Origin of the sequence: Rhizobium sp. CG4, assembly GCF_023701965.1 — a bacterium.
Taxonomy (GTDB): Bacteria; Pseudomonadota; Alphaproteobacteria; order Rhizobiales; family Rhizobiaceae; genus Agrobacterium.
In genome coordinates this window covers 59,114-74,161 of sequence record NZ_JABAEG010000006.1, presented here as the reverse complement: position 1 = coordinate 74,161, position 15,048 = coordinate 59,114, and the positions used below count along the sequence as shown (strand labels likewise).

At 56.3% G+C, this 15,048-nt stretch carries 12 protein-coding genes; 9 read left to right on the top strand and 3 right to left on the bottom strand.

All coding sequences use genetic code 11. The features are described 5' to 3' along the window. The first annotated feature begins 148 nt into the window (after positions 1–148). Positions 149–1,420, top strand: a complete 1,272-nt coding sequence (locus HGO37_RS17335; RefSeq protein ID WP_250984412.1) for a metallophosphoesterase family protein — start codon at positions 149–151, stop codon at positions 1,418–1,420. After that, positions 1,420–4,914 carry an ATP-binding protein gene (locus HGO37_RS17330; protein WP_250984411.1) on the top strand — a complete coding sequence of 1,165 codons (3,495 nt, stop codon included), beginning with the start codon at positions 1,420–1,422 and terminating at the stop codon, positions 4,912–4,914. The genes HGO37_RS17335 and HGO37_RS17330 overlap by 1 nt, the downstream gene beginning before the upstream one ends. A gap of 116 nt (positions 4,915–5,030) precedes the next feature. Here HGO37_RS17330 and HGO37_RS17325 read toward each other — a convergent pair whose 3' ends face one another. After that, positions 5,031–5,852 carry a bifunctional allantoicase/(S)-ureidoglycine aminohydrolase gene (locus tag HGO37_RS17325; protein WP_250984410.1) on the bottom strand — a complete coding sequence of 274 codons (822 nt, stop codon included), beginning with the start codon at positions 5,850–5,852 and terminating at the stop codon, positions 5,031–5,033. Between the two features lie 281 nt (positions 5,853–6,133). Between HGO37_RS17325 and HGO37_RS17320 the strand changes: the two genes are divergently transcribed. The 7 genes from HGO37_RS17320 to HGO37_RS17290 all read left to right on the top strand — a co-directional run bounded on the left by HGO37_RS17320 (position 6,134) and on the right by HGO37_RS17290 (position 13,364). Then, the gene (locus HGO37_RS17320) at positions 6,134–7,726 is read left to right on the top strand and encodes an ABC transporter substrate-binding protein (RefSeq protein ID WP_250984608.1); all 1,593 of its coding nucleotides are present in this window, start codon (positions 6,134–6,136) and stop codon (positions 7,724–7,726) included. Between the two features lie 79 nt (positions 7,727–7,805). After that, positions 7,806–8,759, top strand: a complete 954-nt coding sequence (locus tag HGO37_RS17315; RefSeq protein ID WP_250984409.1) for an ABC transporter permease — start codon at positions 7,806–7,808, stop codon at positions 8,757–8,759. 3 nt (positions 8,760–8,762) lie between these two features. Next, positions 8,763–9,653 (top strand): ABC transporter permease, encoded by an 891-nt coding sequence (locus HGO37_RS17310; RefSeq protein ID WP_250984408.1) that lies wholly within the window; start codon positions 8,763–8,765, stop codon positions 9,651–9,653. After that, positions 9,653–10,702 carry an ABC transporter ATP-binding protein gene (locus HGO37_RS17305; RefSeq protein ID WP_250984607.1) on the top strand — a complete coding sequence of 350 codons (1,050 nt, stop codon included), beginning with the start codon at positions 9,653–9,655 and terminating at the stop codon, positions 10,700–10,702. The genes HGO37_RS17310 and HGO37_RS17305 overlap by 1 nt, the downstream gene beginning before the upstream one ends. A gap of 1 nt (position 10,703) precedes the next feature. Continuing rightward, positions 10,704–11,666: an ABC transporter ATP-binding protein gene (locus tag HGO37_RS17300; RefSeq protein ID WP_250984407.1), complete on the top strand. Its 963-nt coding sequence runs from the start codon at positions 10,704–10,706 to the stop codon at positions 11,664–11,666. A gap of 76 nt (positions 11,667–11,742) precedes the next feature. Further along, the gene (locus HGO37_RS17295) at positions 11,743–12,423 is read left to right on the top strand and encodes an aspartate/glutamate racemase family protein (RefSeq protein WP_250984406.1); all 681 of its coding nucleotides are present in this window, start codon (positions 11,743–11,745) and stop codon (positions 12,421–12,423) included. Positions 12,424–12,524: 101 nt separating this feature from the next. Further along, positions 12,525–13,364, top strand: coding sequence for a MurR/RpiR family transcriptional regulator (locus HGO37_RS17290; protein WP_250984405.1), 840 nt, complete (start codon positions 12,525–12,527; stop codon positions 13,362–13,364). 43 nt (positions 13,365–13,407) lie between these two features. Here HGO37_RS17290 and HGO37_RS17285 read toward each other — a convergent pair whose 3' ends face one another. Together HGO37_RS17285 and HGO37_RS17280 are read right to left on the bottom strand one after the other, a co-directional pair. Further along, entirely contained in the window at positions 13,408–14,034 is a 627-nt protein-coding gene (locus HGO37_RS17285) for a dual specificity protein phosphatase family protein (protein ID WP_250984404.1), read from the bottom strand. A 45-nt stretch (positions 14,035–14,079) separates the two neighbouring features. Next, positions 14,080–14,991 carry an inositol monophosphatase family protein gene (locus HGO37_RS17280; protein WP_250984403.1) on the bottom strand — a complete coding sequence of 304 codons (912 nt, stop codon included), beginning with the start codon at positions 14,989–14,991 and terminating at the stop codon, positions 14,080–14,082. Between the last annotated feature and the right edge of the window lie 57 nt (positions 14,992–15,048).

Below are 15,048 nucleotides of genomic sequence, written 5' to 3'. Positions count from 1 at the left end.
CCAACTATCCATGCCCACCAATCCGGCCGTGTCCGCACGGCCGGAATTTTTATGGCCGCTGACAGGACCAACAGTTATCTTGTTGTTGCGCGACCACTGACGACATTCGTCACTTTACTTTGCCGGTGAATTCCTCGAAAAATGTCGCATGCCGTTCAGGTTCATTCATACCGCCGACCTTCATCTCGATTCTCCACTCCGCTCTCTGGCATTGCGAAACAGCGATCTTGCCGAGCTGATTGGTGACGCCACACGGCAAGCTTTTGCAGCCATCGTCGATCTGTGTATCGATGAGCAGGTCAACGCGCTGGTTATTGCCGGTGATCTCTATGACGGTGACCAGACCTCGATGAAAACTGCGCGCTTTCTGGCAAGCCAGATGCGTCGGCTGCATGAGGCAGGCATCGCCACCTTTGTCATCCGTGGCAATCACGATGCCCTGTCCCGCATCACCCAGGAATTGATCATGCCACCTTCCGTCACCGTATTTGGCGGACGGCCCCAGACCATTGATTTTGCCCATGGGGACCTCACGCTCGCCGTTCATGGCCTGAGCTTTGCCAAACCGCATGCGCCGGAAAGCCTTCTCGAGAAATATCATCGCCCCACACCGGACGCGGTGAATATCGGCATCATGCATACAAGTTTGGCCGGAGCGCCCGGTCATGATCTTTACGCGCCATGCAAGGTATCTGACCTGCACGACTGGAATTTCGACTATTGGGCTCTTGGACACGTCCATGCCCGCACACAGCATAAGGGTGAGCGCACCGTCATCATGCCGGGCATGCCGCAGGGCCGCGACATCAATGAAAACGGCGAAAAGACCGTCACCCTGGTGACAGTCAACGATGATCGCAGCCTTACCATCGAAGAGCGCGCAACCAGCATCGCACAGTTTGAACGCATCCCGGTGGATCTGTCTTCAGCCGAAACCTGGCGTGAAACCGCAGATCTGATTGAGGCGGCCATGGGCAACGCCCGGGATCAAGCAAACTCGACGCATCTGGTTGGACGCCTGCGACTGACAGGGGCAACACCACTGTCCTTTCAGCTGCGTCGTGATCGAGACCTTTTATTGGCAGAAACCGAACAACGTGCCGAAAGCCTCGGACGGACCTGGATTGAAAAGATCGAAGTGGCGACGATAGCCCCAACAAGTGTCACGAGTGGAGATACGGCCGCCGATCCGGTACTCGAGCTTGGCGAGTTGATGCGTAACGACATCATCAAACAACATGGCATTCGTGAAGCAGTAAGGGATTTGGTCAAGGAATTGCGCGATGATCTGCCACCGGAGGCACGAGCATTCAGTGGCGATAACGAAGTGGCATTTGAAGCCTTGATTGACCAGCTTCTCGCGGAAGGCAGTGATGACATCCTCGCCCGGTTAAAACCGGAAGCGTCGGAGATCAACTGATGCGTCTGCGCAGGCTCGATCTCACCCGTTATGGCAAATTTACCGATTATTCGATCGACTTTGGCGAGCACAAAGCCGGCACGCCGGACCTGCACATTATCTACGGCCTCAACGAGGCAGGAAAATCGACCTCGCTGAATGCCTATCTCGATCTGCTGTTCGGCATCGAAGAACGCACGCGATACGGTTTCCTGCATCAGGGCAAGGCGATGGAGATTGGTGCCTGCCTCGAATTCGATGGTCAGGCCCATGAATTCAAACGTATCAAGCAGCGCAACAACTCACTGTTGAACGAACAGGGCCAACCGCTCAATGAGGGCGCGCTCAGTGTTCCGCTTGCCGGTCTGAGCCGTGATGCTTATCGCATGATGTTTTCGCTCGACGACCAGACGCTGGAAGATGGCGGCAACGCCATTCTGGAAAGCAAGGGCGACTTGGGCGAATTGCTGTTTTCGGCCAGTGCTGGCCTGGCAGGCGTCAGTTCCATTCTCGAAGCGGCCACCAGTGAAGCCGATGGGATTTTCCGCAAGCGCGCAAGCTCGACAAAAATTGCCAGCCTCAAGCGACAGATCGCAGACCTTAAATCGCAGCGCGACGAAATCGATACGCAGGCTTCTGCCTATCGGGCCCTGACGGCAGAACTGGAACAGGCCGAGGCGGCCTATGACGCCGTGATGAAGGAGATTAGTGCCGCAAAAACACGGCAGGATGAGATTGCGCGCGTTCTGCGCACCCATCCGCTTGTTGGTGAATACAACCGCGGCAAAGACCAGCTTTCGCAGTATGATGATTTGCCAAGGCCACCAGACGAATGGTCAACGGCACTCCCCAATCTCGTTGTCGAAGAGGCACGCTTTCAGACACGGTTGACCGGCCTTGACCAACGCGAACGAACACTTCGCGGCGAACTGGCCCAACTGGTTACCGATGAGCATCTATTGGCCACTGCCGAGCGGATCGATCAACTGGCCGATGCTGCAGCACGTTATGCCACGGCAGAGGAAGATTTGCCGAAAAGAAAAGAGGCATTGTCGCAGGCAAACCGCAAGCTCGACATGATCCTGGCATCCTTGGGGCATACCGACGTTAAGGACCCTAAAGCACTGCTGATACAGGCGGCTACGATCGGAATGCTACGCGATCTGATCAGCGAAAAATCCGGCATTGACGTCGCGCTTTTGGCTGCTGAAAAAGAACACGTCGCGGCACAACAAGCTCTGGAGAACGAGCAACGGGCCCGTAAAACTCTGGATGTAGCCGTCGTTGCGCTCAACGCCAGCAGATTGGCACAGCTTCAGTCGACGCTGAACCGAGTGCGAAACGGTAATCTATCCGCAGAATTGCGTCTTGCGGAACGCAGTCTGACCACCAAACTTCAGGCTTTCGACGATGCCGTCGCCAGACTTTTCCCATGGTCGGGTGATGGAGACGCCCTCAGACGCATATCCTTACCGTCCGCTGATCGCCGTGAGACATGGAAATTGCGGCTTTCCGCGATCGAGCAACGTCGCGCCCAGATCATTGAACGGCAAAGAGAGCTTACGAGCCGACAGGACGAGGAAACCGCGAGGATTGCAGCCTTGCGCGCATCAGCCAGCATTCTGGATGATGAGCAGACTAAGCTCACCCTTACCGAACGGGATGAAATCTGGAAGCAGCACCTCGCCGCACTTGATCGGGAAACCGCCGCGCGTTTTGAAAAACAGATGCGAAAAACCGACGAGGTTGTCACCGCCCGTCTCGACAGAGCCAAGGAGTTGGAAGAACTGCGGTCCCTGACGGCAGCACTCGCTGTAACCACGGCCAATAATGAGCGACAGCGTCAATTGCTTGAAGAAACGAATGGCGAACTTGCGACGCTGCGCCACGAAATCCAGTCGGAGACACCTTCTGAAATCGAGCTCCCAACAGACGCCTCCCTTGCCAGTTGGCTGGCGAAAACAAGCCAATGGGCAGAAGGCCACGCCGCCGGATTGGCCGCCTGGGACGATTTACGCCAGACCTTACACAGCGTCGAACAGGCAAGAACAGCACTTGCAACAGAACAGGATGGCCTTGCGAAGGCCTTAAGTGCCAGTGGCGTTGAGATGGACGCACTTGATCTCACCGCCATGACACAGGCTGCGGAGAACCTGCTCTCCGACCACACGGCATTGCAAGCCAAACGAGTGGACGCCGACAAACGCATTGCAGAACTGGAAACGGCTGTTTCTCAGCGCAAGACAACACGTGATGGAGCCGCGAAAGCTTCTGAGGAGTGGCAACGCGGCTGGTCAAATGCACTGATGACCACGTGGTTTGCAGACAGGCAACACAGCATTGGCGCGGTCAGAGAACTTCTCGACGTTGTCGTTGCCCTGCCCGAAGCATTGCGTGAACAGGCCGACCTGCACCACCGCATCACATCGATGGAAGCCAACCAGAAATCCTTTGTCGACACTGTCGCGCAAATCTATGAGGTTCTCGGCGACACATGTGACGACACCGATCCTCTCACCGCAGCCAGAACCTTGATCAAGCGTCTTGACGAAGCCAGACACGTCGCCACAAAACGGCAGGAACGGGATCAGTCCCTTGCTGGTCTGGCGCTTGAGCGTGAGAACCTGGACAGCGAGATCGCACTTCACGCCGCACATAAAACCCAGATGACCGAGTTTTTTGGTGTCGAGACACTGGCAGAGGTGCGGCAGGCATTGGACCAGTCTGGCAACAGAGACAAGTTGGCGGCCCAGCAGCACAAGCTGGAACAGCAGATTTTCAGCGAGATGCAGATGCCGTCGCTGGATATTGCCATGGACAGTGCATCCGATGTCGATTTGAGCGAATTACAGCGCGAGCAAGCCGAACTTGTGGCACGCCTTGACGCTCTCGATGAACGCTCAAAGACCCTGTTTGCCAACAAGGCACGTGCGGCCGAGCGCCTGTCGGCGATTGGTGGCGATGATGCCGTCGCACGTCTTGAAGCCCAGCGCCGCACATTGCTGTTGGAGGTCGAAGATCTTGCGCTGCGTTATCTGCGGCTGCGCAGCGGCAATCTGATCGCTGAACATGGCATTCGTGCCTATCGCGACAAACATCGAAGCGCGATGATGAACCGGGCATCAGAGGCGTTTCGACTTATCACCCGCGGAGAATATAACGGCCTTGCAACGCGACCAGACAAAGACAAGGAAGTCCTGATCGGCCTGCCGCGAAACGGCGGCTCCAAGGTTGCCGTTGAAATGTCCAAGGGAACGCAATTTCAGCTGTATCTGGCACTGCGCCTGGCCGGATATGAAGAATTCGCCATGGCTCGCCCGTCCGTGCCGTTTATCGCTGACGACATTATGGAGACCTTCGACGAACCCCGCTCAGAAGAAGTATTCCGGCTGTTCGGGCGGATGGCTGAGGTCGGACAGGTCATCTACCTGACCCACCACAGGCATTTATGCGACATCGCGACCGAGAAACTCCCCTTCGCAAAGGTTCATGAAATTCCCTCTGTAACGGGCTGATCAATCGCTCCAGCACATACAATCCTTGCACAAAAACAAAAACGCGTGCTGCTCCAAAACAAATCTGGCTTGATGCAACACGCGTTTCCTAGGGATAATTATCCCGCTTGCTTAGACTACCAGAGCGAGGTGTGGCGGTTCACATCCTTGTAGAGCAGGTACCGGAAGCGGCCCGGTCCACCGGCATAACACGCTTGCGGACAGAAAGAGCGCAGCCACATGAAGTCGCCGGCTTCGACCTCGACCCAATCCTGATTGAGCCGGTAAACGGCCTTGCCTTCAAGCACATAAAGGCCGTGTTCCATGACATGGGTTTCCATGAATGGAATGGTCGCGCCTGGCTCAAAGGTCACGATGTTGAGGTGCATGTCGTAACGCACATCATCGGGATCGATGAAACGGGTTGTCGCCCAGCGGCCATCCGTTCCAGGCATGGCCGAGAGCGAGCGCTCATCTTCATGCGCGAAAATCGCTGGCGGAAGTTCCAGTCCTTCAACCTCCTGGAAGACCTTGCGAACCCAGTGAAACTTCACAGCCTCGGTGCCGGGATTGTGCAATTTCCACGATGAACCAGCAGGGATATAGGCAAAGGAACCGCTTCGCAGCGTATGTTCACCGCCATCGTACTCGATGACCATGCCACCCTCGACGACAAAGATTGCCGCTTGTGCACGTTTGTCCGGCTCCGGACGGTCGCTACCGCCACCCGGCTGTACTTCCATCACATATTGCGAAAAGGTTTCAGAGAAACCGGTCAGTGGTCTGGAAAGGATCCAGGCGCGCGTCGCTTTCCAGTGCGGCAGAACGCTGGTGACAATGTCAGTGAGAACACTACGCGGAATAACGGCATAGGCGGTCGTAAAAACAGCCTTGCTCGACAGAAGTTCTGTCTGGCCCGGCAAGCCGCCAAACTGTGAGTGATATCGTTTCGTATCCATGGTTCATCTCCGCGGCGCACAATTGTGCATCTTCATTAGAAGCAGCACGAGTTTTAAGCAAACAATAAGTGGCGTCAGATTGCCACAACTCTTTCCAATTGCAACCCAAACAATTGTAAAACAACATGAAACTATATTTTCACACGAACTTGCATGAAAACTGCTTCTCACAAAACGACTGGACAGAGGTTCAGCATAAACAACAAGAGGGAAACAGCATGATGCAAATTGCGAGGCAGATACAGACCAAACCATCCATTCTGCGCGGATTGAAAAACTCCATGCTGGTCGGCGCCACTGCTTTGGCCCTGATCACTACAAATGCAGGTATTTCGCTGGCCGCTGGCACTTTGCGTATTGGCATGACCGCCTCGGACATTCCACTGACCACAGGTCAAACCGATCAGGGCGGCGAAGGTCAGCGTTTCATGGGTTACACCGTTTATGACTCGCTTGTTGAATGGGATCTGTCGAGCGCCGACAAACCATCGGTCCTCACCCCCGGCCTCGCACTTTCCTGGAATGTTGATCCGGCTGACAACTCCAAATGGATATTCAAGCTGCGTGAAAACGTCAAATTCCACGATGGCAGCACGTTTGATGCCGAGGCTGTCGTCTGGAACCTCGACAAATTGCTGAAGACCGACGCGCCGCAGTTCGACCAACGTCAATCCGCGCAAGGAAAATCACGTATTCCCGCAGTTGCAAGCTACCGGGTCGTCGACCCGACTACCGTCGAGATAACCACCAAGACCCCAGATGCAACCCTCCCCTATCAGTTAAGCTGGATCCTGCTGTCGTCTCCTGCCAACTGGGAAGCCCAGGGCAAAAGCTGGGAGGCAGTAGCGCAAAAACCGTCAGGCACCGGCCCTTGGAAACTTGAAAATGGCTTTACGCCACGTGAGCGGGCCGAACTGACGCCAAACACCGAATATTGGGACAAAAACCGCGTTCCGAAGCTCGATAAACTCGTCCTGATCCCCTTGCCAGAAGCCAACACCCGCATCGCAGCCCTTCGCTCCGGTGAAGTGGACTGGATCGAGGCGCCCGCACCGGATTCTGCCCAATCGGTCAAGGATGCCGGTTTCAACATCGTCACGAACGCCTATCCGCATAACTGGACTTGGCACCTTTCGCGTATCGAAGGTTCACCGTGGAACGACATCAGGGTCCGCAAGGCCGCAAACCTCGCCGTTGATCGCGACGGCCTGAACGAGTTACTGGGTGGTTTTTCAGTGCCAGCCCAGGGATATCTGCCTCCGGGGCATCAGTGGTTTGGCAAGCCAGATTTCAAACTCGAATATAATGTCGAGGCCGCCACCAAGCTGATGGAGGAAGCCGGTTACGGCCCGGACAAACGCTTGAAGACCAAGGTTATCATTTCCTCGTCAGGTTCCGGCCAGATGCTGCCACTGGCGATGAATGAATATATCCAACAGACGCTGGCTGAAATCGGCATCGACGTCGAGTTCGAAGTGGCAGACTGGAACACCGTCATCAACATCTGGCGTGCAGGGGCAAAGGATGCCAGCTCGAAGGGCGGCACCGCGGTCAACTACAGCTACTTCATCCAGGATCCGTTCAGCGCGATGATCCGTCAGTCACAGTGCAATCTCGCACCGCCAGCTGGCACCAACTGGGGTTTCTATTGTGATCCGGAAATGGATGCCTTGTTCGATAAGGTCCGCAATGCATTTGACCCGGCAGAACAGGACAAGGTCCTCCAGCAGGTTCACGAAAAATACGTCAACGATGCCCTGTTCCTGATGGTCACCCATGACGTCAACACACGCGCCATGTCCGCAAAGGTCAAAGGCTTCGTGCAGGCACAGAACTGGTTCCAGGATTTTTCGCAAATCACCATCGAACCCTGATCCATCGCAATGAAAAGGATATGCCGGATACCCGGCATATCCCAGCTGCCCGATCCAACCCATTTCCAAGCGAGGACCAATGCTGGCGTATGGTTTGAAACGACTTCTGCATGTCATACCGGTCGCCATAGGCGTCAGTGTCGTATGCTTCCTGCTGATCCACATCGCCCCGGGCGATCCGCTCGCCGCCGTACTTCCTTCCGATGCCTCGGCTGAGCTCCAGGCACAGATGCGTAGCTTCTATGGCCTCGACCAGCCTCTACCCATACAATATCTGATGTGGATGTGGCGTGCCCTGCAAGGTGATCTTGGCATGTCGATTGCCACCGGTCGTCCGGTCCTCGGCGAGATCGTCTCAGCTTCGATTAATTCCATCATTCTAGCTGTGGCTGCAACGCTCATCGGCTTCACGCTGGGAACCGCCCTTGGTTTTATGGCAGGTGTGTTTCGCGGCACATGGATTGACCGCATTGCATCGGCCATTTCCATGCTCGGCGTCAGCATCCCGCATTACTGGTTGGGCATGGTGCTGGTTATCATCTTCTCGGTCACGCTCGGCTGGCTTCCCGCCATGGGCGGCGGACCCGGTGGTTCGGACGGTCGCACCATTGGCTGGGATTACATCCGCTACCTGATCCTGCCAGCCGTCACCATGTCGGTGATACCGATGGGCATTATCGCTCGGACGATCCGCTCACTGGTTGCCGATATTCTGGCGCAGGATTTCACGCAGGCTCTGGCCGCCAAGGGGTTGATGACCAGGCAGGTTCTGCGGCACGTGGTGCGCAATGTCGCGCCGACAGCTATTTCTGTCATGGGCCTGCAGCTTGGTTATCTGCTCGGTGGCTCGATCATTATCGAAACCGTGTTCTCCTACCCCGGCACAGGTTTTCTGCTGAATGGTGCCATTTTTACTCGCGACTTGCCGGTGCTGCAAGGCACAATACTGGTGCTCGCGATCTTCTTCGTCCTCGTCAATCTGATCGTCGATGTGCTGCAAAGCGCCATCGATCCGCGCATTCAAAGGAGCTGAGGCATGGCAGTCATTACCGCAGATCCCGTTACCGATGCTCCGCGCATCGCCCGCTCTCCCGGTTTCTGGCATGGCGTCGTCCAACGCATCTGTCGTGATCCGGTGGCATTGATTGCACTTTCCATCATCGTGCTGCTCGTTGCTATCGCCATTTTTGCACCCTATCTGGCACCTCACGACCCGACCAAAGCCAATGTCATTCGTCGACTGCGGCCAATCGGAACACCCGGCCATTGGCTGGGCACCGATGAGCTTGGCCGCGACATGCTCTCTCGTTTGATCTACGGCACACGACTATCGCTGATCATGGGCGTTGTCCCGGTCCCGATCGCATTTGTCATCGGTTCGACAATCGGCATCATCGCCGGTTATGCTGGCGGTCTCACCAACACGCTGATCATGCGCACCGTTGACGTCTTTTATGCCTTTCCTTCAGTGCTGCTGGCTGTTGCACTGTCGGGTGCCCTCGGGTCCGGCCTTGCCAATGCCATGGTCTCGCTGACCGTTGTGTTTATACCCCAGATCGCTCGTATCGCAGAAAGTGTGACAACACAGGTCAGAGGGCTGGATTATGTCGATGCAGCCCGCGCGTCCGGTGCACGTGCTCCGACTATCATCAGCGTGCATATTCTGGGCAATGTCCTCGGCCCGATCTTCGTTTTTGCCACCAGCCTGATTTCGGTATCCATGATCCTCGCATCCGGCCTTTCATTCCTCGGTCTCGGTGCCCGCCCACCGGATGCCGAATGGGGACTGATGCTCAATACATTGCGCACTGCGATCTACGTCAATCCACTGGTCGCAGCGCTGCCGGGAGTGATGATTTTCATCACATCGATCAGCTTTAATCTTTTCTCTGACGGGCTGCGCTCAGCCATGGATGTGAAGTCATGATGGACCTTACAAATGATAAGGAAGATCCGCGTGATCGCGGCGGACCGGCGCAGCCTCTGATTTCGGCACGTCGGTTATTGAAGCACTTTCCGGTCAAATCATCCGGGCTGTTTCAACCGAAAAAGGTCGTGCGCGCCGTTGAGGGTGTCGATTTCGACATTCTCAAGGGCGAAACCCTTGGCGTGGTGGGCGAAAGCGGGTGCGGCAAATCCACGACGGCACGGTTGTTGATGCAGTTGATCAAACCCGACCAAGGCGAACTGCTGTTTGACGGTGAAACGGTTGGTGGCACCCTGCCGCTGACGGACTATCGCCGTCAGGTCCAGATGGTGTTTCAGGACAGTTACGCGTCACTAAATCCGCGCCTCACCATGGAAGAATCCATCGCCTTCGGTCCACAGGTTCACGGTGTACCGATCAACAAGGCCCTGGCGCGGGCTCATGACCTGCTACACCGCGTCGGACTTGAGCCCAGCCGTTTTGCAGGACGGTATCCGCATGAATTGTCAGGCGGTCAGCGCCAGCGCGTCAACATTGCCCGCGCCTTGGCTCTGGAACCGCGTCTGGTCATTCTCGATGAAGCCGTGTCCGCGCTGGATAAATCAGTCGAAGCGCAGGTCCTCAATCTTCTGCTCGATCTGAAACGTGATTTCGGCCTGACCTACCTGTTCATCTCGCACGACCTGAACGTCGTACGCTTCATGTGCGACAGGGTCATGGTCATGTATCTGGGTAAGGTTGCAGAAATCGGCAGCCGCGACGCGATTTTCGACCATACCAGACACCCTTATTCTGCCGCCCTTCTGGCATCCATGCCCAAGATGGATCCCGCAGAACGAACAATGGAGACACCACTGGCGGGTGATCCCCCAAACCCGATCGACCCACCGTCAGGTTGTCGTTTTCATACCCGCTGCTCCCTCGCTGAAGAGATCTGCAGCATATCCGTTCCGCCGCTTGCAAATGTATCTGCGCAGCAACAGGCCGCCTGTCTCATGTCCCTTTCGGGATCGGGACACAGCAAGGCCCACGCCATGATGGAGGCATGAGATGATTAGTCCGATGATCGATATCAGCAATCTCTCGGTGACGTTCAATCGCGGTCGCCGTCCGGTAAAAGCGGTGAGCGGCGTCAGTCTTTCGGTGCAATCCGGCGAAGTCGTCGCACTGCTCGGCGAATCCGGCTCTGGCAAAAGCGTAACGATGCGCTCGCTTTTGCGGCTACATCCCAAAGGCACAACAATGGACGGCTCTATGGTCGTCGGCGGCCGTGACATCACCGGCCTTTCAAAACGAGAATTGGGCAATTTTCGTGGCGCGGTCGTTTCCATGGTGTTTCAGGAACCCCGTCTGGCTCTGGATCCGGTCTATACTCTCGGGCGACAGATCGAGGAAACCATCATGCGCCACGAGCGAGTTTCCAGAAAGGAGGCCGCAGAGCGTGCGCTCGCCCTGTTTCAGAAGGTAAAAATCCCCTCGCCTGAACGCCGCCTGCAAAACTATCCGCATGAAATGTCGGGCGGAATGTTGCAACGATCAATGATTGCCATGGCGCTGGCCTGCAATCCGAAGGTTCTTCTGGCCGATGAGCCAACCACCGCGCTGGATGCAACCGTGCAGATACAGATCCTGCTGCTGATCCGCAAGTTGCAAAAGGAATATGGACTGTCGGTCATTTTCGTAACCCATGATATCGGCGTTGCCGCAGAGGTCGCAGACCGGATCGCCGTCATGTATGCGGGTCGCATTGTTGAAGAAGGCACGGTCAGCGACATTATCAAGAACCCTCGACATCCCTATACCAAGGGGCTGCTTGGCGCACGCGTTGAGCTTGCTCACGGCCGCGACCGCCTGATCACCATTCCCGGATCACCGCCGGATCTCGCAAATATGCCACCCGGCTGCTCCTTTGCACCGCGCTGCTCGCAGGCGGTGCAAAGCTGCCATTCGACGGTGCCGAGGCTGGTTGGCACTGACACGAATGGGCAGGTTGCCTGCCTTCAATACACCTAGCGTTTGCCTTATCGTGTTCCAAAAATAAAAATGAACAAGGGAGGTGGGCGTCCCTGTACCGGACGCCCCAAATGACATGACACATATAACCCTCATCAACCCTAATACATCAAAGCACACGACGGCGATGATGACGGAGATTGCCCGTGGCCTGTTACCACCTGGCGTGACGATTGATGGCGTCACCGCAGAGCGTGGTGTGCCGATGATCATCGATGATCGGCAACTTGCCGCATCCGTCGCTGGCGTGGTGGAAATGGGGCTCGCAGCGGCCTCCCGCTCAGATGGCATCATTATCAGTGCCTTTGGTGACCCCGGCATCGACCAGTTGCGGCCATTGGTCGATATTCCCGTGGTTGGCATTTGCGAAGCGGGCATGCTGGAAGCGTCGAAGGGCGGACGCCGCTTTGGTATTGCCACCGTGACACCTGATCTCGTGGCGAGTTTCTCCAGCAAGGCAATCGGCCTTGGCCTTGGCCATCTCTATGCCGGCACCCGTCTGACCCCTGACGACCCGCTTGAACTGGCGTCCAATGCCATCGCTCTTGAAGACGCACTGGCGATAACCGTGCAGCAGTCTTTCGAGCTGGATGGCGCTGAGGCCGTGATTATTGGCGGCGGCCCCTTGGGGCAGGCGGCTGTCGGGCTTGCCCCTCGCTTCAAGATACCAGTTATTGCACCGATCAGTACTGCGGTTGAACAGTTGCTACGTCACATGGCAGACAGATCGGGCAACATGCGCGAGGCATGCTCGTGAGAGCGCCCTCCCACCGACATTCATCATCCAGAAGCATTCTGGTTGCTAATACCGCCACGCCTGTCAAAACTGCGACAGCAGATAATCTGGTGGAGTTAGGTGTGCCGAAAGAAAAGTCGTTTCTGTTTCGCGTAAGACAGGCGCTTCCCGAGCTTCACCCCGCAGAACGCCGGCTTGGTGAGTTCGTCTGCGATTTTCCCGGCGAACTGGCCAGCTATTCTGCACAGGAACTGGCGGCGTTGGCCCATGTCTCGAAAGCCACCGTCTCGCGTTTTGTGCAACGGTTGGGGTACGATAATTACGAAGAAGCCCGTCGCCATGCCCGCACCGAAAAACAGACGGGATCGCGGCTGTTTCTGACGACTTCAGCGGATGCATCGTCCACCCAGTCGGTCAAAGCACATGTGGCTCAAGGGATCGTCAATATCGAGGCAACGTTCCTGTCAATCACTGATCATCAGATCGATGCCATTGCCGAGGCAACATTGGCGGCAAGAAAGGTTTGGGTCATCGGATTTCGCAGCAGCCAGCCGTTCGCAGCCTATATGCAATGGCAACTGACTCAGGTGATCGAAAACATCGTCGCCATCCCGGGCCCCGGGCAAACCTTGGGAGAGCACCTCGTCAGTTTCCGACCCGATGACGTGGTCATTCTGTTTGGTCTTCGCCGTCGTGTCGCAACCATGGACACGCTGCTGGAACAGATTGCAAAATCAAAGGCAAAGCTCGTATACATCACCGATGAAGGCGCTCCGCTGCTGACCACGGCAGCCTGGCATCTTCACTGCCAGACGTTAGCGCCCGGCCCATTGTTCAACCACACATCGGTTCTCACTCTCTGCCATCTGCTGATCACCCGATGCTTGGAAAAAGCAGATATCGCGGGCCGCGCCAGACTGCGCAGCATCGAGGCACTGAACGACAGTCTGGACGAGCTTTAGCCGGACAGCATTTCATCCAGTCTGCCCAGCATCATGTCGACCGCTAGGCCGAGCGGTCGATCATCTTGATCCATTCGGCGGCACGCCGTGCCGCATTCGCCAACACCGGCTTTGGTGCCTTGTACCACTCATCTTCCGGCAACTCGCGACGAGCGCGGACATGGTCGACTGCCGCTTCCAGGGTCGGAAACTCATCCGGCAGGGTCAGGTGCAGAAACAGCGAAACGACGGCAACCGAACGGGACCGGCCACCGCGGCAGTTTACCAGCACGCTGCCACGTTCCCGACGAGGATAAGAGGGTTTGTCGGGAAGTATCTGCTCCAACGCCGCCCGGAAGATATAATGAGCCGCCACCATCTGCGTGTCCGGATTGCCATCGCCATCGATTAAGCCAATCTTGTAATAACGGATTTCGCCCGGCCCATATACGCTGCCTTCGTGGTCCGACACGACCTGCGGCTGACGGACATAGTTGAAGTCGAGATTGACAGCGCAATTGACGACGGTGGTAATACCGTTGCGACGCAAAAGATCGAGATCGCTTGCGCCTTCCTTACCCGAAATAAACAGATCGACCCCATAGGTCGGATGACGCTCGTAGATCAGGCTGAGTTTTGGCAGTTCGCGGCTTTCCGGCATCTGCGGTTTTCTGGTTTCAATGTGCTGCATATTTTCCTCCGCAAATGACGGCTTACCTTGATTGCTTCAACCCGATTATCCGACCCGGGTCGATGTCTGTATCTGGCTAGCCTTGGCGATACGGGTTTCCGAAATGGAACGGGCAACATGCTCAAGCGCCGGATAGTTCGCACCTTCGCCTGTTGCGATGTAACCGGGGCACAGAAAATCGAGTGAACCCGGCGCCACCTTGCCCAGCGTCAGCGGCTCATACTGGCCACCGGCATTTTTGAGAATAAGCGTGGCCGCTGCCACGTCCCAGGCATTGACCCCAAACCCGGTGGCGGCATCAGCCCAACCGACTGCGACATGGGCGATACTGAGGGCTGCACTGCCCGGACGACGCAGCGTCGAAAAGGTCTCTACCAGCACCCCAAAATTGGCGAGAGCTACCTCCTTGCCGTCCAGACGGAAGTCACGCGAAACCGGATAACCGGTAATCAGGGTTGCCTTGGCCTCATCGGCAACCGAACGGGAACGGATCGCCTCATCATTGAGATAGGCAAATTCAAGATCGGCGGCAAACATCAGATCTGCCATCGGGTCCAGTATCGCGCCGGCAACCACCTCACCGTCAATGACAGCTGCAATCGACACGCACCAGAATGCCAGACCGCGGGCAAAATTTGCGGTGCCATCAATCGGGTCGACATACCACTGGATGTCACCTGAACCGATCTGGCCACCTTCCTCACCCATGATCGCCGAATTAGGCTCACGCTCCAGAATGAAGGCACGGATCGTCGCCTCGGCCCGTTTGTCATGGACTGTCACAATGTCATGCAGATCGACTTTGTAATCAATCGTCATGTTCGACCGAAAAGCCTCCAGAAGCGGCGCACGAACTGCAAGTGCCGCTGATTTCGCAAGCTCCATCAATCGTCGGGATCGGGCAAGTGCATCCTCTGAAGCAGGCTGCGGGCTGGTGGAATTCTTGTCGGTCGACATGTATGTTTTACCTCTTTGCGATGGAAAAGCCGGCGCGGCCAAAACCGCGCCGGACAA

Excerpts from the sequence above, each read along its gene's own strand:
- HGO37_RS17325 (WP_250984410.1), bottom strand. The coding sequence starts at position 5,852 with ATGGATACGAAACGATATCACTCACAGTTTGGCGGCTTGCCGGGCCAG.
- HGO37_RS17295 (WP_250984406.1), top strand. The coding sequence starts at position 11,743 with ATGACACATATAACCCTCATCAACCCTAATACATCAAAGCACACGACG.
- HGO37_RS17310 (WP_250984408.1), top strand. The coding sequence starts at position 8,763 with ATGGCAGTCATTACCGCAGATCCCGTTACCGATGCTCCGCGCATCGCC.
- HGO37_RS17330 (WP_250984411.1), top strand. The coding sequence starts at position 1,420 with ATGCGTCTGCGCAGGCTCGATCTCACCCGTTATGGCAAATTTACCGAT.
- HGO37_RS17315 (WP_250984409.1), top strand. The coding sequence starts at position 7,806 with ATGCTGGCGTATGGTTTGAAACGACTTCTGCATGTCATACCGGTCGCC.
- HGO37_RS17335 (WP_250984412.1), top strand. The coding sequence starts at position 149 with ATGCCGTTCAGGTTCATTCATACCGCCGACCTTCATCTCGATTCTCCA.
- HGO37_RS17305 (WP_250984607.1), top strand. The coding sequence starts at position 9,653 with ATGGACCTTACAAATGATAAGGAAGATCCGCGTGATCGCGGCGGACCG.
- HGO37_RS17285 (WP_250984404.1), bottom strand. The coding sequence starts at position 14,034 with ATGCAGCACATTGAAACCAGAAAACCGCAGATGCCGGAAAGCCGCGAA.
- HGO37_RS17300 (WP_250984407.1), top strand. The coding sequence starts at position 10,704 with ATGATTAGTCCGATGATCGATATCAGCAATCTCTCGGTGACGTTCAAT.
- HGO37_RS17320 (WP_250984608.1), top strand. The coding sequence starts at position 6,134 with ATGCTGGTCGGCGCCACTGCTTTGGCCCTGATCACTACAAATGCAGGT.
- HGO37_RS17280 (WP_250984403.1), bottom strand. The coding sequence starts at position 14,991 with ATGTCGACCGACAAGAATTCCACCAGCCCGCAGCCTGCTTCAGAGGAT.